The following is an 18,070-nucleotide window of genomic DNA, read 5'->3' as shown; positions in this document are numbered from 1 at the left end:
TACTCGCTGCCGAAACCTACATAACTCTTTGTTTACCAAGGAGTTTTCCGTTTCGACTGCGCCGGAAGTGGGGCGAATTATAGACTTCCAGAATCTGCCGTCAAGGGTTAATTACGCTTTTGTTGCAGAAGATGGTTTTTTAGCAATAAGACGGGGAATTCGGCGCATCACCGGCGGTATACGCAGGACCAGAAGCACCACCCCTATAGATGCATAGATAGCCCACTCCTTCAGATCTGCCCTCACGATCCACAACATATGCAGCAAACCAAGCCCGAGAATTACGTAAACCAAACGATGCAGTTTCTTCCAGCGCACACCAAGGCGACGCTGGCTGTATCGGTTGGAGGTGACTGCCAGCACCAATAGAGAAAGGAATCCCAAGGCACCCACAATAATGTAAGGCCGCTTCCGTAGCTCAACCCCCAACTGCGACCAATCCAACCCAAGGATAAACACGCAGTAAGCAGCGAGATGCAAAACCACATAGGCAAAGCACCACAATCCCAGTTGCCGTCGCACGGCGATCCACCCCGCCCAACCACTGAGCTTCTGCAACGGTGTCATACCCAGGGTTATTAACAACAGAATCAAGGTGCCAAGCCCGAGCCGATCCATCAGCACCTTGCCCGGATCAGGTCCCAGCGCAAAGCTCCAGGCCTCGTACAGCCAGAACAGCGGCCACACCGCCGCTGCTATAAAGACGCCGATGCGCCAGATCGGATAGCGCATCAATAGTTCTTCCGCAGATCGAGGCCCGTATAAAGAGAAGCGACTTCATCGGCGTAGCCGTTGAACATTTGTGTCTCACGCACATTGGGACTGAACAGCCCGCTGGGCAACCGCCGCTCCCGCGCCTGGGTCCAACGCGGATGGTCGACGGTAGGATTCACATTTGCGTAAAACCCATACTCACTCGCGGCAATACTTTGCCAGGTGGTTTTCGGCTGCTCGCTGACCAGGCTGATGCGCACGATCGACTTGACGCTCTTGAATCCGTACTTCCACGGCACCACCAACCGCAACGGCGCGCCGTTCTGGTTCGGCAGCTCCCGCCCATACATGCCCACCGCAAGGATCGCCAGGGGATTCATCGCCTCATCCAATCGCAGCCCTTCTACATAAGGCCAGTCGATCAAGGCGAAGTTGGACCGCTGCCCCGGCATGCTCTTGGGATCCTGCAGGGTTTCAAAACGGATGTACTTGGCGTTCGAGGTCGGCTCGACGTGCTTGAGCAGTTCCGATATAGGGAACCCTATCCACGGAATGACCATCGACCAGGCCTCTACACAGCGCAGTCGATAGATTCGCTCTTCCAACTGATAGGGCTTCATGAAGTCCTCAAGCGCATAACGCCCAGGTTTGGCGACCTCACCATCTATCACCACACTCCACGGCTCAGTCTTCAGAGACCCGGCATTGGCTGCAGGGTCGCCCTTGTCCGTACCGAACTCATAGAAGTTGTTGTAGTGGGTTGCGTCCTTGAAAGGGGTGATGGCCTCGTCCTTGACGGTAATCGCCTGCCATTTGGTACCCGGGAGCTTTTCGGCAAACCAGCCAGGTGCATTGCCCGGCTCGACATCGGCATAACGTGCCGCATCATCCGCACTGGCCCAACGCGGCAGGCTGCTGGCAGCCAGGCCGGCAAGCGCACCACCGAGCAAGCTGCGGCGAGAGAAATAGAGGGATTCAGGCGTGACATCCGATTCTTGGCAATCAGACGCTTTGGGAAACTTGATTAACATGGCAACTCCGCAGCTTTGGAGGACAGATGCACCAATAGACTGCGGAGTATGGGGGAAATTACATTAAGGCAACGTTTTGCGCTGACGAAGATGCAGCAAGTACTGCACCGGGCCGGACGCGGCATACACAAGGAAAGCCAGCAGCAGGATTCGCGGCGGATCACTGAAGACCACGGCAAACACCAGCACCACTGCCAGGATAGCCACAAACGGCACACGCCCTTTGAGATCCAGCTCCTTGAAGCTGTTGTACTTGATATTGCTGACCATCAGCATGCCGGCCGCCGCAACCATCAAGGCCACCAGGAACGACATCTTGGAACCCTGGATACCGTAGTCGCTGAATGCCCAGACAATACCGGCTACCACACCCGCCGCAGCCGGACTGGCCAGGCCAATGAAGTAGCGCTTGTCGGCAGTCCCCACCTGGGTATTAAAGCGCGCCAGACGCAATGCCGCGCCCGCCACATAGATGAAGGCAACCATCCAGCCAACCTTGCCCATATCACCCAGCGCCCAGGCAAATGCCAGCAGCGCCGGCGCCACACCAAAGGCAACCATGTCCGACAGCGAGTCATACTCGGCGCCGAAGGCACTCTGGGTGTTGGTCATCCGCGCAACCCGGCCATCCAGGCCATCAAGGACCATGGCGACGAAGATCGCAATCGCAGCAAAACCAAAGTACTTGCTGGCCCCGGCCGCATCGCCGGCCGCCAACGCACTCTGGGCACTCATGGAATTGATGATGGAGTAGAACCCCGCGAACAGGTTCGCAGTGGTGAACAGATTGGGCAGAAGATAGATGCCACGATGCCGGACTTTACGGCCTTCAGCATCGTGCCCTTCTTCGACATGTTCATCGATCGGTAGCAGGCTTTCGGCGTCAGAGGCCTGGTTTGGCTCTTCGGGACGTTCGCTCATGGACTTTACCTTGCAACGGTGTGAAAAATTTCGACAGAAACTTGCGGCGAGTGTTCGCCCGCAAACGATGCAGCTTTATACCAGAACCTGCCCCGCAAACGAAAAAACGCGGCCTAAGCCGCGTTTTCCCTTGATCCGTACGACTTAGTTTTTGGCTTTGTCGACGATCTTGTTGGCACCGATCCACGGCATCATGGAGCGCAGTTGCTCGCCGATGATCTCGATACCGTGAGCGGCGTTGTTACGACGCTTGGCGGTCATCGAAGGGTAGCCGGTTGCACCTTCGCTGATGAACATTTTGGCGTATTCGCCGTCCTGAATACGTTTCAGGGCGTTGCGCATGGCCTGGCGCGACTCGGCGTTGATCACTTCCGGGCCAGTCACGTACTCGCCGTATTCGGCGTTGTTGGAGATCGAGTAGTTCATGTTGGCGATACCGCCTTCGTACATGAGGTCAACGATCAGCTTCAGTTCGTGCAGGCATTCGAAGTAGGCCATTTCTGGCGCGTAGCCAGCTTCAACCAGGGTTTCGAAACCGGCTTTGACCAGTTCAACGGTACCGCCACACAGAACGGCTTGTTCGCCGAACAGGTCGGTTTCAGTCTCGTCCTTGAAGGTGGTTTCGATGATGCCGGTACGACCGCCACCCACGCCAGCAGCGTAGGACAGTGCGACGTTCTTGGCGTTGCCCGAGGCGTCCTGGTAGATCGCGATCAGGTCAGGGATACCGCCGCCTTTGACAAACTCGGAGCGCACGGTGTGGCCCGGTGCTTTCGGCGCGATCATGATCACGTCGAGGTCGGCGCGCGGCACAACCTGGTTGTAGTGGATCGCGAAGCCGTGGGAGAAGGCCAAGGTGGCGCCCTTCTTGATGTTCGGCTCGATTTCGTTCTTGTACAGCGCGGACTGGAACTCGTCCGGGGTCAGGATCATGACCAGGTCGGCAGCAGCAACAGCAGAAGCAACGTCAGTCACTTTCAGGCCGTGGGCTTCAGCCTTGGCAACAGTGGCCGAGCCTTTGCGCAGGCCAACGGTCACGTCAACGCCGGAATCTTTCAGGTTGCACGCTTGGGCGTGGCCCTGGGAACCGTAGCCGATGATGGCGACTTTTTTGCCCTGGATGATCGACAGGTCACAATCTTTATCGTAATAAACTTTCATGAGGTTCCTCTATATATCCAGGCCGTTTAAGGCCATTCGCTAAATTTGAGTTAGATGCTGAGTACTTTGTCGCCACGAGCAATCCCGGTGACGCCACTGCGTACAGTTTCCAGAATCGAGGCCGTCCCGATCGACTGGATGAAGCTGTCCAGCTTGTCGCTTGTACCGGTCAGTTGAACGGTATAAACGCTGGCGCTCACATCGACGATCTGCCCGCGATAAATGTCGGTAGTGCGCTTGATCTCGGCCCGTTGTGCACCCGTAGCCTTGACCTTGACCAGCATCAGCTCACGCTCGATGTGGGCACTTTCCGACAAGTCGACCAGCTTGACCACTTCGATCAGCTTGTTGAGGTTCTTGGTGATCTGCTCGATCACCTCATCATGACCAACGGTGGTCAACGTCAGACGCGACAAGGTCGGGTCTTCGGTCGGCGCCACCGTCAGGCTTTCGATGTTGTAGTTGCGTTGCGAAAACAGTCCGACCACACGTGACAGAGCGCCCGGTTCGTTCTCCAGAAGCAGGGAGATAATGTGCCGCATGATTAGGTACGCTCCGTCTTGTTCAGCCACATATCGCGCATGGAGCCGTCTTTGATCTGCATCGGGTAGACGTGCTCGCTGGTGTCGACCTGAATATCGAGGAACACCAGGCGGTCCTTCATGGCGAACGCCTCTTCCATCATCGGCTTCAAATCCTTCAGATCGGTGATGCGCATGCCGACATGGCCATAGGCTTCAACCAATTTGACGAAGTCAGGCAGAGACTCCATGTAGGAATGGGAGTGACGGCTGCCGTAGCTCATGTCCTGCCACTGGCGAACCATGCCCAGTACACCGTTGTTCAGGCAGACGATCTTCACCGGCAAGCCATATTGCAGGCAGGTCGACAGTTCCTGGATGTTCATCTGGATACTGCCTTCGCCGGTGACGCACGCAACGTCAGTATCCGGAAAGCTCAGCTTCACACCCATGGCCGCAGGGAAACCAAAGCCCATCGTGCCCAGGCCACCGGAGTTGATCCAGCGGTTAGGCTTGTCGAACTTGTAGTACTGCGCCGCGAACATCTGGTGCTGGCCCACATCGGAGGTCACAAAGGCATCGCCTTTGGTCACTTCGCACAGGGTTTCGATCACGGTCTGTGGCTTGATGACGCTGCCATCACCCTTGTCGTAAGGGAACAGGCCGCGGTCACCGCGCCACTCGTCGATCTGCTTCCACCAGCTGGCAACGGAATCCTTGTTCGGGGCTTCGCCGATTTCCTTCAGCGCAGCGACCATTTCGGTCAGCACGCTTTCCACAGGACCAACGATAGGCACGTCGGCCTTGATGGTCTTGGAGATGGATGCCGGGTCGATATCGATGTGGATGATCTTGGCATTCGGGCAGAACTTGCTCGCGCCATTGATCACCCGGTCATCGAACCGCGCACCGACGGCGAGGATCACGTCAGCATGGTGCATGGCCAGGTTGGCGGTGTAGCTGCCGTGCATGCCGAGCATGCCGACGAACTGACGGTCCGAACCCGGGAACGCGCCGAGGCCCATCAAGGTGTTGGTGACTGGCAGGTTGAGCATCTTGGCCAGCTCGGTCAGCGGTGCAGAACCGCCGCCCAGAATCACCCCACCACCCGAATAGAGCACCGGACGCTTGGCCGCCAACAGCATTTCTGCCGCCTTGCGGATTTGCCCCGAGTGCCCGCGAACGGCCGGGCTGTAGGAACGCAGCTTGGCTTTCTTCGGGAAGATGTATTCGAATTTTTCCGCCGGGTTGGTCATGTCTTTCGGGATATCGACCACCACAGGACCCGGGCGACCGGACTGTGCGAGGTAGAACGCCTTCTTCATGACTTCCGGGATTTCCGAGGCATGCTTGATCATGAAGCTGTGTTTCACGATCGGCCGGGAAATACCGATCATGTCGGTTTCCTGGAATGCATCGGTACCGACCATGGTGCTCGCCACCTGGCCGGAAATGATCACCATCGGGATGGAGTCCATATAGGCCGTCGCGATGCCGGTAATGGCATTGGTCGCGCCAGGGCCGGAAGTCACCAGTACCACACCGGCTTTACCGGTGGCACGGGCGTAACCGTCAGCCATATGGGTAGCAGCTTGTTCGTGGCGAACCAGGATGTGGGTAACAGCCGGTTCCTTGAACAGTGCGTCGTAGACATGCAGCAGAGCACCACCTGGGTACCCGTAGATATAGTCGACGCCTTCGTCACGCAAAAAGCGGACGAGCATCTCACCGCCAGATAAAAGCTCCACGTTGTTCACCTCTAAAACGCCAGAATACCGTCCGTTAAAAACCGACGGGTCTTAATAGGTTTACTTCTCAGCAGAGCATGAGCGACGGTGGTCGCCGACTACGTCAGCACTGACTGAGCAAGTATTGGGAGCGTCCCAAGTGTTGCGGGATTTTCCCACCCAGCGCGAGGTAACGCGTTGCGGGTGTAACAGGTCGGCGCGGGTATGCGCCTCATGATCTGCTGAGTGGGTCTGCTTCTGGCAGTCCCTCTACAGCGGACTTTGGATTCTTCTGTTTCAGCCCCTCCAAGTCAAGCAATAATTGCGCTTTTTTCCAACTAAGCGCATGAGAACGTAGAAGAAAGGGGCTTGAGGAGGGATAAAACTCGCCTGAATGGCGCAAAGCGGTAGAAATATGCGCAAGACTGCCGGAAAAACCGGCAGCCAGGCAATTAACGAGCGTCGACGATCAGTTGATCGAACTTTTTCAGCGCAGTCCGCAGGCCAAGGCTCTCAAGTGGCCGATCGGCGTAAACCATCTCGGCCATCTCCAGAATCCCCGACGCATTGGGCAATGGCAGGTCCTGTTCGAGGATTTGCTTCATCCGTGTCAGGAAAATCCATTGCAGCCACTGGTGAAAGTCCAGTGTGTCGACGGAAAACGGCTCAACACTGCTCAAGGCTTCAGCACTGGGGGACACTTCGTCCCACCAGCCCTGCAAGCGCAGTTCACGCTCGATCAACAACAACTGTTCGGCAATTGCCGGAAAGCGTGCATCCATCAGAGGCTTACCTTGGCTTTTTGCCGAGCCTGGGCGGCGCCGGCAGCATCGCCTTGCTTCTCGCGGGCATCACCGATCAAGCTCCACAGGCTGGCCTGCAGGTCTGGACGGCCATTGGCCAGGGTCAGGCCGCGGCGGGCAAATTGTTCAGCTTGTGGGGCATCGCCCTGCGCCATGCGAACCTGAGCCAGGCGGTATAGCACTTGCGGTTCACGCGGTGCCACGCGCTGGGCGCGCTCGAGGCTCGACGATGCGCCGTTCAAATCGCCACCCGACTGCTGCTGTTGGGCAGTGGTGAGCAACGCCAGCACCGGGCCATCCAACTGCTCATCGGCTGACAGACCGCCGGCACTGCTGGCGGAAGGAATTCCACTCGGCGTCGACGGCATGTTGTAGGTGCCCTGGTTGATCGGTGCCGTTTGAATCGGCGTGGCGTCGATCGGGCCCGATGTACTTGGGCCTGGGGTCCATGGTTGAGTACTGATCGGAGCCGAGGTGGCAGCGCCGCCACCCGGGATCATCACCACTACACCAGAGTCCTGAGGCACGGCTTGCGCCTGGGGCCGGGCCTGGGCAGGACGGTTGGTAACGGTTTGGCGGAAGCCGCCGTTGGCCGAGATCCGGTCGTTGTTGGACACCGTTGTACTGGAGTCCACCACCGGAATAGAGCCCCGCTCCACGCTGGCGCAACCACCGAGCAATGCCAAAACTGTAATAGCTGGAATCAACAACTTGTTCACGTGAAACCCTCTTTGCTTAATTCATCCAGCCCTTGACCCAATCCATCACCGATTCAGCACTGGCGGGCGCACTGGCTCCGCACGCTGCACCGGGTGGTGGCTCGCTGCCGCGAATATACGGCATCTGCACCGCGCCCGGACAGTTGGCATCGGAACCCTGGCCGGTGTGCGGATCGATCCAGGCCTGGACGATATTGTCCGGCTGCGGCATGTTCAGCGGCAGTGGATCGGCCTTTTTCATGAAACTGGTCCATACCTGCAACGCGCCGGTAGCACCGGTAAACGGCGTCTTGCCGTTGTCATCACGCCCCAGCCAAACCACTGCCAGCAGGTCCTGGCTGAACCCTGCGAACCAGCTGTCCCGCGAATCGTTACTGGTACCGCTCTTGCCAGCCAGTGTCAGGTTGGCCGGCAGCACGTTGTAGGCCGAGCGCCCGGTACCTTCGCGCATCACGCGCTGCATGGCGTTCTGGATCAGGTAGATCGAGGCCGGGTCAAAGCGTTGCTGAATCTGGAACGGATAACGCTTGAGCGGTTCGCCTTCGGCCGTCAACACGCTCCGGATTCCACGCATCGGCGTATTGAAACCACCGTTGGCCAGGGTCTGGTACATGGTCGCCACTTCCATCGGGCTCATCGCACCCGCACCCAACAGCATCGATGGGAACGCCGGGAACTCGCGAGTGATGCCCAACCGGCCGAGCGTCTTGAGCACGTTCGGCACGCCCAGCTCAAGGCCGAGGCGGGAAGTCGAGATGTTGTAGGAGTGCGCCAAGCCCTGGTACAGGAAAATCGTACCGTGGGAGCGACGATCAAAGTTATGCGGCGTCCACATCTGGCCATCAGCCCCTTTGACCGACAGCGGGTCATCGGACAGCCAACTGGTCAGCGTGTACTTGCTCGGTTTTTCCAGCGCGGTCAGGTACACCGCCGGCTTGACCAGCGAGCCAATCGGCCGCACCGCGTCCAGCGCCCGGTTGAACCCGGCAAAGCTGGCCTGGCGACTGCCGATCATGGCCTGGACTTCGCCGGTTTCCGGGTTGGTCACCACCATCGCAGCCTCGACGTCGTCAGAGCCTTTACGACCTGTCAGGCGTTTGAAGGTGTCATTGACCGACGCTTCGGCCTTCATCTGCAGGATCGGGTCGAAACTGGTGAAGATCCGCAGGCCTTCTTCGGTCAAGTCTTCGTCGCGGTAGTCTTCACGCAGTTGGCGTTTGACCAGATCGATAAAGCCCGGGAAGGAGCTGTCGGCGAGCTTGCCGCGGGTGGTTACACCCAGTGGCATTTTCTTCGCGGCGGCCACTTGTTCAGGGGTGGCGACACCTTGCTGCTCAAGTACATCCAGCACCAGGTTACGGCGCTCCAGCGCCCGCTCCGGGTTGCGACGCGGGTTGTAGTAGGACGGCCCCTTGACCATGCCCACCAGCAGCGCCACCTGGTGTAACTTCAGCTCGGACAACGGCTGGCCGAAGAAGAACTGGCTGGCCAGACCAAAACCGTGGACGGCACGCTGACCGTCCTGGCCAACGAACACTTCATTGAGGTACGCCTCAAGAATTTCCTGCTTGCTGTAGTGCAGCTCCAGCAGCATCGCCATCATGGCTTCGGTCAGCTTGCGGGTCAGGCTGCGCTCGTTGGTCAGGTAGAAGTTCTTGACCAATTGCTGTGTCAGCGTACTGCCGCCCTGGGTCATCTTGCCGCCGGAGGTGTTGACCCAGATGGCGCGCGCGATGGACTTCGGTGATACGCCCCAGTGGCTGTAGAAATCCCGGTCTTCGACGGCGATCAGGGTATCCAGCAGGTAAGGCGGCACCTGATCGATCTTGATCAGGATGCGGTCTTCCAGGTTTTTCGGATAAATCCCACCGATCATTAAGGGTTCCAGGCGCACCACCGGCAACTTCGAGCCGTTGAGCGAGGACAGTTCGGCTACGTAGTCGCCAGAGAAACGCACGCGCACCGGCTGGGGTTTTTCCAGGCCTTCATAGAACTGGAAGCCGCGGGTGTTCAGGTCAACCGTGTTGCCGCTGACGGCAGCGGCGCCGGGGCCATTGCTCACGGGTTCGCGGCGATAGCCCAGGGCATCGAGCTCGGTGAGGAAGTCATCCTTGCTCAGCTTCTGGCCGCTGAACAGTTCCAGCGGGCGCGCGTAGACCTTGGCCGGAATGGTCCAGCGCTTGCCGGAGAACTTCTCCTGGACCACGGCATCGAGGTAAACCGCGAAGCCGGCGATCACGACAAGCCCTACCAGGCTGAGCTTAAGCGCCCAGCCCAGCCAAGGGCGCAGGCCGCGGGAAGGAGGTTTTTTACGGGAACGGGGAGATCGGGTACGAGTCATGGCGGCGGATTATACGCACTTTATTGATGACCAACATGAGCCGGACAGCGGTTTGCACGACCGCCTGTAGGAGCCATAATGCCCGCCATGAATTTTCCCAGACTCTGAAGGATCGCCCGTGAGCCAGTCCCTGATTGCTGCCCTGCAAAACCCGGCCCTGTTTTCCCATCCGGTGGATCAGTTCCAAGTCATCGAGACCCATATTTCCTGGGTCCTGCTCACTGGGCCCTATGCTTACAAGATGAAGAAGCCGGTGAATTTCGGCTTCCTCGATTTCACCACCCTGCAAGCCCGCGGCCACTTCTGCAATGAAGAGCTGCGCCTCAACCAGCGCCTGACCGATGATTTGTATCTTGAAGTGTTGCCGATCACCGGCAGCGCCGAGGCACCGCAGTTGGGCGGCGACGGTCCGGTGGTCGACTACATGCTGAAAATGCGCCAGTTCCCGCAAAGCCAACTGCTCAGCACCCTGCAGGCCAACGGCGAACTGACCAGCGCGCACATCGACGAAATGGCCAGGCAGATCGCGCATTTTCACCTGAATGCCCCGAAAGTCCCGGCCACTAACTCTGCTGGCACGCCGCACGATGTCATGGCACCGGTGCTGCAGAACTTCGAGCAGATCCGTCCGTTCCTCAGCGACAAGGCCGACCTGGCACAACTGGACGCCTTGCAGGCCTGGGCCGAAAGCAGTTTCGAGCGCCTCAAGCCACTGTTCGAACAACGCAAGCTCAATGGCTTCACCCGTGAATGCCACGGTGATATCCACCTGGGCAACGCCACGATGATTGATGGCCACGTGGTCATCTTCGACTGCATCGAGTTCAACGAGCCGTTCCGCTTCACCGACGTGTATGCCGACACCGGCTTTTTGGCGATGGACCTGGAAGACCGCGGCCTCAAGAGCCTGGCACGACGCTTCATCAGCCAGTACCTGGAGCTGACCGGCGACTATCAAGGCCTGGAAGTACTGAACTTCTATAAAGCCTACCGCGCCCTGGTACGCGCGAAGATCGCGCTGTTCAGCATGCCTTCCGAGGCGGATGCGGTGCAGCGCGCTACCACCCTGCGCCAGTACCGCAACTACGCCAACCTGGCAGAAAGCTACAGCACCATCCCATCGCGCTTCCTGGCCATCACCCATGGCGTATCGGCCGTTGGCAAAAGCCATGTATCCATGCGCCTCGTAGAAGCATTGGGGGCGATTCGCCTGCGTTCGGACGTAGAGCGCAAGCGCCTGTTCGGCGAGCAGAAGGTCGAGAACACGCCGCAGGCCGGGATCTACGCCGCAGACGCCAGCGCCGCGACCTACGCGCGCCTGAACGAAATCGCCGACACCGTACTGCGCGCCGGTTTCCCGGTGGTATTGGACGCGACCTTCCTCAAGCGAGAACAACGCGACGCGGCGGCCAAGATCGCCGAGGCCACCGGCGCGCCATTCCTGATCCTTGACTGCAATGCGCCACAGGCGGTAATCGCCGCTTGGCTGGCACAACGTCAGGCGGACAAGAACGACCCTTCCGACGCCACCCTGGCCATCATCGAAGAACAGCAGGCCACCCGTGACCCGCTCAGCGCCGAGGAGTTGCTGCTCAGCAAGCGCGTGGAGACCAATGAAAGCGGGACCCTGGACGCATTGGTGGCACATATTCGCCAGCGTCTGCCGGGGCTGTAAGAAATATTTCTTGGTCGTGCAGCCTTCCGGGGCTCACGGCCGAGAAATAGTGGCACTATAATGGCGCCATAATTCCAACACGGGAGTCGCCATTGTGAGCCAGCCGAAGCTACTTGATACCCCGCTGTACGCGCTTCTGCATAAAGATGATATCCGCGGCTTCAACCAGGAGCGTCCGAAAGACGGCACCATCGATATGCGCGGTGGCGACTTTCGCGGCCTGGACCTGCGCGACCTGAATGCCGATGGCGTGGATTTCACCGACGCTTATTTCCGCTCCGCCGACTTGCGCGGCCTGGATTTGCGCGACTGCCCGCTGGAAGGGGCGAGCCTGGCGCATGCCCAGATCTCCGGCACTTATTTCCCCCCTGAGTTAAGCGCCGATGAGATCCTGATGTCCGTCAATTTCGGCACACGCCTGCGCTACCGCACTCGCTAAACCGCTACATCGGCTCCCGGCTACGCACAGGGCGTACCGGGGGCTTCACCCTTTCCTACGCTAAAACCCCCGCCTGCCTTAGAAGCTTTTAGGTCGTTGCCGACCAAAGAACTACGCTTTTCCTACTGAGCGCTACACTCCTTTCAGGCTTGCCTGGTCACGATACCCACCGAACCATTCGGCCGTCGCAAGGAGGCTTGATGAATGATGAGCTGCAACACCTGAAAAACCTTGGCAAGACGTCGGCGCAATGGCTGCATGCGGTGGGCATCCACAGTGCGTCCGACCTACGCCGCCTGGGGGCAGTCGACGCGTACCGTGCCGTACGCACCCGCGGTTTCAGGGCATCCAAAGTGTTGTTGTATGCCATTGAAGGCGCGCTGATGGATGTGCACTGGAATGACATTCCCGTTGAACGCAAGGAAGCTTTAAATCGTCAGCTGGACGCTCTGACGGCACGCCAAAAGAATTGAGATGCCAACTTGCACCCGCGTTTACGGGGATTCCAAACAGAAGTTTGAGGAAATTCGAAGAGGCCGCAAAAACAAATGTTGACTCTCAAATGAGAATCGTTATGATTATCACAACTGGTCGCGAGATCAGCCGATAACTGAAAGACCATTGGTTCGGACTCTCAGATTATCTCCTCATCAGGCTAATCACGGTTATTTGACCCGGCTCTTGCCGGGTCTTTTTTTGCCCATAAAAAACTGCGGCGATTTTCAGCGGGCAATGATCAACGGATGGCCGCGCTCCGGATGCGGCTGCACCAACACATCCAGCCCGAATACCGCCTTCAGCGGCTCAGGCCGCAACACCTGTGCCGGTGTGTCCAACGCATGGGGCCGGCCATCCTCCAGCAACAGGATGCGATCACAGTAGCGCGCCGCCAGGTTCAGGTCGTGAAGGATCACCAGCACCGCCGCGCCACGGTCGGCAAAGCGGCGGATCGCCTGCAAGGTGGTGTGCTGGTGCAGCGGGTCAAGCATTGACGTCGGCTCATCCAGCAACAAGGTCTGCCCCGCCTCACCCGGCCATAGCTGCGCCAACACCCGTGCGAGATGCACACGCTGCCGCTCGCCGCCCGACAACGCCAGATAGCTGCGCCCGCTCAAATGGCTAACGTCGGCAGCCTGCAAGGCAGCATTGATGATTTCATCGTCACGCACCCGGCCCGTCTGATGAGGCAAGCGCCCCATGCCCACCACCTCTTCGACGCGAAAGGCAAAGTCCAGGGTCGAGGTCTGCGGCAACACCGCCAGGCGCTGGGCACGCTGCGCTCCGCCCCAGTCTTTCAACTCACGCTGATCCAGCCACACAAGGCCTTGGTCGGGCTGCAACTCGCCGCATAACGCACCGAGCAATGTACTTTTTCCCGCACCGTTGGGGCCCAATACGCCGAGCACTTCTCCTGGCAGCAGGTCCAGGGTGATGTCCGCCAGCACAGTTTTGCGCCCACGGCGGATCTGCAGGTCTTCTACTCGCAGCATCAGGCGCGCCCTCGTAACAACAGGTAGAGGAAAAACGGCGCACCGATAAACGCGGTAACAATGCCGATCGGTAATTCCGCCGGCGCCAAGGCCAGGCGCGCCACCAGATCGGCAAACAACAGCAAACTCGCCCCCGCCAGCACCGAGGCTGGCAGCAGCACCCGATGATCCGGCCCCGCCAGCAGGCGTACCAGATGCGGCACCACCAGCCCGACAAAGCCGATCATCCCCGCAGCCGCCACGGCCGCGCCCACGCCCAGCGCGGTGCAGAACACCAGTTCGCGCTTGAGGCCTTCAACATCAATGCCCAAGTGACTGGCTTCCGACTCACCCAGCAGGAGTGCATTCAGCGCCTTGGCCCGGCGCGGCAGCCACAGTGCTACGCCGGCGCTGACCAGCAGCAGCGGCCATAAGCGCGAGTAGCTGGCGCCATTCAGGCTGCCCAGGTTCCAGAACGTCAGGGTGCGCAAGGTAGCGTCATCTGCCAGGTAGGTGAACAGGCCCACCGCCGAACTGGCGAGCGCCGTCAGGGCGATACCCGCCAGCAACATGGTCGCGACGTTGGTTTGGCCGTTGCGCCGCCCCAGGCGATAGACCAGCGCTGTTACCCCCAAACCGCCGAGGAAGGCACACAACGACAGCAGATAAGGCCCGAGGGCATCCGGCAAACCGCCAAAAAACGAACCACCGACAATCGCAATCGCCGCGCCCAACGCTGCACCGCTGGAAACCCCGACCAACCCGGGATCAGCCAAGGGGTTGCGAAACAGCCCCTGCATTGCAACGCCGGAAAGTGCCAGAACCCCACCGACGGCCAATCCCAGCAACGTACGCGGCAGGCGAATCTGCCCGAGGATCAACTCCGCCTGCTCCAGGCCTTGGGCCTCGATTGGCACACCCATCAAGCGTAAGGCTGCCCGCAGTGTGTCCATTAACGGCAGACTCACCGGTCCAAGGGCCAATGACAACCAGATCGCCAATACACACAGCAGACTCAAGCCGATAAACAGGGTTCGCGGTTTAAGCAGAGTGGTCATGGGGCGGTATTAGCCTGAGACGGATAGAACCCGGCAGACAGCCTCACCAGGCTTTGCGGCAAGCGCGGCCCAAGCCCACCCACCAGCAGCGTTGGGTCCAACTCATAGACGCGTCCATTCCTGGCCGCTGGCGTCGAAGCCAGGATCGGGTTTTCCTTGAACAACGCGGCGCGGGCCGCATCCCCGGTCAAAGCGCGATCGGCAAACACCAGCACCTCAGGATTGAGCCCCGCCAGCGACTCTACGGAAAACGGCTTGTAACCATCGTGGGTCGCCAGGTTATGGCCGCCGGCCTGCTGCAACATCCAGTCAGCCGCCGTGTCTTTGCCCGCAATCAGCGGTTTGCCGCCGGCATGTCCCAGCAGCAACAGCACTCCAGGCGCCTTTTGAGTGGCCTGGGCCTTGGCCACCCAGTTCTTTTGTTGGTCAAGTTGTTGCTGATAGTCACTGAACAGTTCTGCAGCCTTCGCTTCGTTACCCAGCAGCTTGCCCAAATGCTGAAGGTTGCCCTGCAGCGTCGGCAGATCCGGCTCGGCTGAAAACAGCTCCACTTTCACACCGGCATTGCGGATTTGCGCCAACACCGGTGGCGGTCCCATTTCCTCGGTGCCCACCAGGATTTGCGGGCGCAGGCTCAGAATGCCTTCCGCCGACAACTGACGCTGGTAACCAATGCTCGGCAACGCCTTGAGGGATTCCGGATGCTGGCTGGTGGTATCCACGCCCACCAGCTTTGACTCACCGCCCAGGGCCGTCACCCATTCCGACAACGCACCACCGGCGCTGACCCAGCGTTGTGGCAGTTCAGAGGCCTGGGCCCCAGCGTTGACCAGCAGTCCGACAACGAGCGCGATAGCACTGGCACTCAGGCGCATAAAAGGGTTTCCTTCCAAGGGGTGAGCCCGCTGAAACACTCGCAATGTGACAGATCAAGGCTGCCCGACATCGTACAGAGCGCCCAGTCAGCTTACGGGCGAAGCCGGCATTTGATAATTGTTTGCATTTGCACGTCAAGCACCGGGCTCTGCGGCAAAAACCAGGATAGCCTTGCAGCCCGCAAACGGCGGCACTTAAGGATCGATATGAAGTTTCTCTGCGCCTCCAGCGAACTCGCACCCAACGCCAGCCTCGGTTTCGATATCGACGGCCGCAAGCTGTTTGCCGTGCGCCGCGAAGGCATTGCCTACTTCTATATCAACCGCTGCCCACATCGCGGGGTGCCGCTGGAATGGCAGCCGCACCAGTTTCTCGACCCGAGCGCGAGCATGATCCAGTGCGCCACCCATGGCGCACTGTTCCTGATCGAAAGCGGTGAGTGCGTCGCCGGGCCTTGCGCCGGCCAGAGCCTGACAGCCCTGCCCGGCCGCGAGGACGAACAAGGCCTGTGGGTAGAAATCTAACCGCCGAGCATTACTTCCAGGCGACGGTCGATGCAGATTTCCTCTGACGTCACTCGCACGCCATAGGCCAGCACCTCGACGCCCGCCGCCTTGGCCTCACGCAACGCTGCCGCATAACCGGCATCAATTTCTTCGGCAGGACGCACCGCATCGATCCCCGAGAGGTTGACGCAGTACAACTGCACTGCCCGTACACCCTCACGCGCCAGATGCGCCAGCTCACGCAGATGCTTGGCACCGCGCTGGGTCACGGCATCGGGAAACGCCGCCGTCGAGGTCCCGTCAAACCCGAGGGTGACGCTTTTGACTTCGACATATGCCGCGCCCGCCGGGTAGTCCAGGCGGAAATCGATCCGGCTGTTTTCCTGGCCGTAGGCGACTTCGCGTTTCAAGGCAGTAAAGCCATTGAGCTCGGTGATAACCCCCGCGCGCAGCGCTTCTTCAACCAACTGATTGGCCCGCGCCGTGTTCACACACGCCAGGCGCCCTTGTGGGGTTTCGCTGATTTCCCAGGTGCCTGGCAGCTTGCGCTTGGGGTCATTGGAGCGGCTGAACCAGACCTGGCCACCTTCCACCATGCAGTTGAACATCGAGCCGGTGTTCGGGCAGTGAATGGTCAACAACTCGCCGGTAACGGTTTCGATATCGGCGAGAAAACGCTTGTAGCGGCGGATCAGCCGGCCTTCTTCGAGGGGAGGATTAAAGCGCATCAGCCTTGCCAACTCCGCAGGCCGCGAGCTATCCGTTCAACGGCTTGCTCTAGGCGATCAAGGTTTTGCGTATAGGCAAAACGCACATGGTGACCGGCTTGATAACGGCCGAAATCCAGGCCCGGCGTGAACGCAACGTGCTCGGTTTCGAGGAAGTGCCGGCAGAACGCGAAGGCATCGCCGCCAAATGCGCTGATATCGGCATACAGGTAGAACGCGCCTTCCGGCTCCACGGCAATACCGAAACCCAATTCGCGCAGCGCTGGCAGCAGGAAGTCGCGACGCCGGCCAAACTCGGCCCGGCGGTCTTCAAGAATGTTCAATGTTTGCGGGGTAAAGCAGGCCAGGGCCGCATGCTGGGCCATGCTCGGCGCGCTGATGTAGAGATTCTGCGCCAGCTTCTCCAGCTCACCCACCGCAGCAGGCGGCGCCACCAGCCAGCCCAGGCGCCAGCCGGTCATTCCGAAATACTTCGAAAAACTATTTAAGACGAAGGCTTCATCGTCGACTTCCAGCACGCTGGCGGCATCGGTGCCGTAGGTCAGGCCGTGGTAGATCTCATCCACCACCAAATGCCCATTGCGCGCCTTGATGGCGCTCGACAGCCCCGCCAACTCGTCCCGCGTCAGGATGGTACCGGTAGGGTTGGCAGGCGACGCGACCAACGCGCCCACGCTGTCCTGATCCCAATGGCGCGCCACCAGGTCGGCGGTCAGTTGATAACGTACCTCGGGGCCGACCGGGACCAGTTGGGCCGCGCCCTCCACCAGTCGCAGGAAGTGGCGGTTGCAGGGGTAGCCTGGGTCTGCCAGCAGCCAGTGCTTGCCAGGATCCACCAGCAGGCTGCTCGCCAGCAACAAGGCTCCCGAGCCGCCGGGTGTAATCAGAATTCGCTCGGGATCGATGCTCAACCCGTAGCGCTGCTGGTAGAAACCGCTGATGGCTTGCCGCAACTCCGGCAGCCCGCGGGCCGCGGTATAGCGGGTCTTGCCATTGGCCAGCGCCGCCTGCCCGGCCTTGATGATGGGCTCGGCGGTGGTGAAGTCCGGCTCGCCGATTTCCAGGTGAATCACGTCGTGACCGGCGGCCTGCAATTCATTGGCCCGCGCCAGCAACGCCATGACATGGAAAGGTTCGATAGCGCGGCTGCGCGCACTGTAGGGCTGAGCCATTAGCCTTCCTTAACTCTGAGGACAAACCCCGATTCTACCCAACCCGCCGCGCAAAACCTGCTCTATTGCCCCAAGACATGTAGCAAGCACGGCAAGCAACTACCTGCAAAACAGCTAAAATCAACATTCGAGACCGTACAAGCCCGCCCTGCTGGGGCCTGCGGCGGTTTGCAAGCCTCAGGAGACGGTGCCTCGACAACCGGGAGTGG

18 protein-coding genes are annotated in these 18,070 nt (G+C 59.6%); 4 read left to right on the top strand and 14 right to left on the bottom strand.

Annotated elements, in window-relative coordinates:
- Positions 1-111: 111 nt before the first annotated feature.
- The 9 genes from msrQ to mrcB form a co-directional block, all read right to left on the bottom strand.
- Positions 112-732, bottom strand: a complete 621-nt coding sequence (msrQ, locus tag QF039_RS33645) for a protein-methionine-sulfoxide reductase heme-binding subunit MsrQ (protein WP_307522872.1) — start codon at positions 730-732, stop codon at positions 112-114.
- On the bottom strand, positions 732-1,745 hold the full coding sequence (msrP, locus tag QF039_RS33640) for a protein-methionine-sulfoxide reductase catalytic subunit MsrP (RefSeq protein ID WP_003212121.1): 1,014 nt from the start codon (positions 1,743-1,745) through the stop codon (positions 732-734). The genes msrQ and msrP overlap by 1 nt, the downstream gene beginning before the upstream one ends.
- Before the next feature lie 63 nt (positions 1,746-1,808).
- Positions 1,809-2,666 (bottom strand): CDP-diacylglycerol--serine O-phosphatidyltransferase, encoded by an 858-nt coding sequence (pssA, locus tag QF039_RS33635; RefSeq protein WP_003212123.1) that lies wholly within the window; start codon positions 2,664-2,666, stop codon positions 1,809-1,811.
- Between the two features lie 144 nt (positions 2,667-2,810).
- The gene (gene ilvC, locus QF039_RS33630) at positions 2,811-3,827 is read right to left on the bottom strand and encodes a ketol-acid reductoisomerase (protein WP_003212125.1); all 1,017 of its coding nucleotides are present in this window, start codon (positions 3,825-3,827) and stop codon (positions 2,811-2,813) included.
- Between the two features lie 50 nt (positions 3,828-3,877).
- Positions 3,878-4,369, bottom strand: coding sequence for an acetolactate synthase small subunit (ilvN, locus tag QF039_RS33625; RefSeq protein ID WP_003176102.1), 492 nt, complete (start codon positions 4,367-4,369; stop codon positions 3,878-3,880).
- 2 nt (positions 4,370-4,371) lie between these two features.
- Positions 4,372-6,096: an acetolactate synthase 3 large subunit gene (locus tag QF039_RS33620; RefSeq protein WP_003212127.1), complete on the bottom strand. Its 1,725-nt coding sequence runs from the start codon at positions 6,094-6,096 to the stop codon at positions 4,372-4,374.
- Between the two features lie 431 nt (positions 6,097-6,527).
- Positions 6,528-6,857 (bottom strand): YqcC family protein, encoded by a 330-nt coding sequence (locus QF039_RS33615; RefSeq protein WP_003212129.1) that lies wholly within the window; start codon positions 6,855-6,857, stop codon positions 6,528-6,530.
- Positions 6,857-7,597 (bottom strand): M48 family metallopeptidase, encoded by a 741-nt coding sequence (locus QF039_RS33610; RefSeq protein ID WP_008436887.1) that lies wholly within the window; start codon positions 7,595-7,597, stop codon positions 6,857-6,859. The genes QF039_RS33615 and QF039_RS33610 overlap by 1 nt, the downstream gene beginning before the upstream one ends.
- A gap of 16 nt (positions 7,598-7,613) precedes the next feature.
- On the bottom strand, positions 7,614-9,938 hold the full coding sequence (gene mrcB / locus QF039_RS33605) for a penicillin-binding protein 1B (RefSeq protein ID WP_102604517.1): 2,325 nt from the start codon (positions 9,936-9,938) through the stop codon (positions 7,614-7,616).
- 118 nt (positions 9,939-10,056) lie between these two features.
- On the opposite strand from mrcB, the gene QF039_RS33600 reads away from it, so the two are divergent.
- The 3 genes from QF039_RS33600 to QF039_RS33590 all read left to right on the top strand — a co-directional run bounded on the left by QF039_RS33600 (position 10,057) and on the right by QF039_RS33590 (position 12,525).
- Positions 10,057-11,613, top strand: coding sequence for a bifunctional aminoglycoside phosphotransferase/ATP-binding protein (locus tag QF039_RS33600; protein ID WP_307522866.1), 1,557 nt, complete (start codon positions 10,057-10,059; stop codon positions 11,611-11,613).
- A gap of 94 nt (positions 11,614-11,707) precedes the next feature.
- Positions 11,708-12,052, top strand: a complete 345-nt coding sequence (locus QF039_RS33595; protein ID WP_003212138.1) for a pentapeptide repeat-containing protein — start codon at positions 11,708-11,710, stop codon at positions 12,050-12,052.
- 200 nt (positions 12,053-12,252) lie between these two features.
- Positions 12,253-12,525 carry a TfoX/Sxy family protein gene (locus QF039_RS33590; RefSeq protein ID WP_003212140.1) on the top strand — a complete coding sequence of 91 codons (273 nt, stop codon included), beginning with the start codon at positions 12,253-12,255 and terminating at the stop codon, positions 12,523-12,525.
- A gap of 249 nt (positions 12,526-12,774) precedes the next feature.
- On the opposite strand, the gene QF039_RS33585 is transcribed toward QF039_RS33590, so the two are convergent.
- From QF039_RS33585 to QF039_RS33575, 3 genes are read right to left on the bottom strand one after another with little or no spacing between them, the layout of a single operon-like run.
- Positions 12,775-13,542 carry a heme ABC transporter ATP-binding protein gene (locus QF039_RS33585; RefSeq protein ID WP_307522860.1) on the bottom strand — a complete coding sequence of 256 codons (768 nt, stop codon included), beginning with the start codon at positions 13,540-13,542 and terminating at the stop codon, positions 12,775-12,777.
- Positions 13,542-14,579 (bottom strand): iron ABC transporter permease, encoded by a 1,038-nt coding sequence (locus tag QF039_RS33580; protein ID WP_307522859.1) that lies wholly within the window; start codon positions 14,577-14,579, stop codon positions 13,542-13,544. Before QF039_RS33580 ends, QF039_RS33585 begins: the two co-directional genes overlap by 1 nt.
- Positions 14,576-15,454, bottom strand: a complete 879-nt coding sequence (locus QF039_RS33575; protein ID WP_307522856.1) for a hemin ABC transporter substrate-binding protein — start codon at positions 15,452-15,454, stop codon at positions 14,576-14,578. Before QF039_RS33575 ends, QF039_RS33580 begins: the two co-directional genes overlap by 4 nt.
- Before the next feature lie 207 nt (positions 15,455-15,661).
- Between QF039_RS33575 and QF039_RS33570 the strand changes: the two genes are divergently transcribed.
- Complete coding sequence (locus QF039_RS33570) at positions 15,662-15,979, top strand: Rieske (2Fe-2S) protein (protein WP_307522854.1); 318 nt, start codon at positions 15,662-15,664, stop codon at positions 15,977-15,979.
- On the opposite strand, the gene sfsA is transcribed toward QF039_RS33570, so the two are convergent.
- Entirely contained in the window at positions 15,976-16,689 is a 714-nt protein-coding gene (gene sfsA, locus QF039_RS33565) for a DNA/RNA nuclease SfsA (RefSeq protein WP_307522853.1), read from the bottom strand. The genes QF039_RS33570 and sfsA overlap by 4 nt on opposite strands.
- On the bottom strand, positions 16,689-17,861 hold the full coding sequence (locus QF039_RS33560) for a pyridoxal phosphate-dependent aminotransferase (RefSeq protein ID WP_307522851.1): 1,173 nt from the start codon (positions 17,859-17,861) through the stop codon (positions 16,689-16,691). The genes sfsA and QF039_RS33560 overlap by 1 nt, the downstream gene beginning before the upstream one ends.
- Positions 17,862-18,070: the final 209 nt, after the last annotated feature.

Origin of the sequence: Pseudomonas sp. W2I6, assembly GCF_030815935.1 — a bacterium.
Taxonomy (GTDB): Bacteria; Pseudomonadota; Gammaproteobacteria; order Pseudomonadales; family Pseudomonadaceae; genus Aquipseudomonas.
Note: the sequence above shows the minus strand (reverse complement) of the source record. Positions and strands in the feature narration are given on the sequence as shown.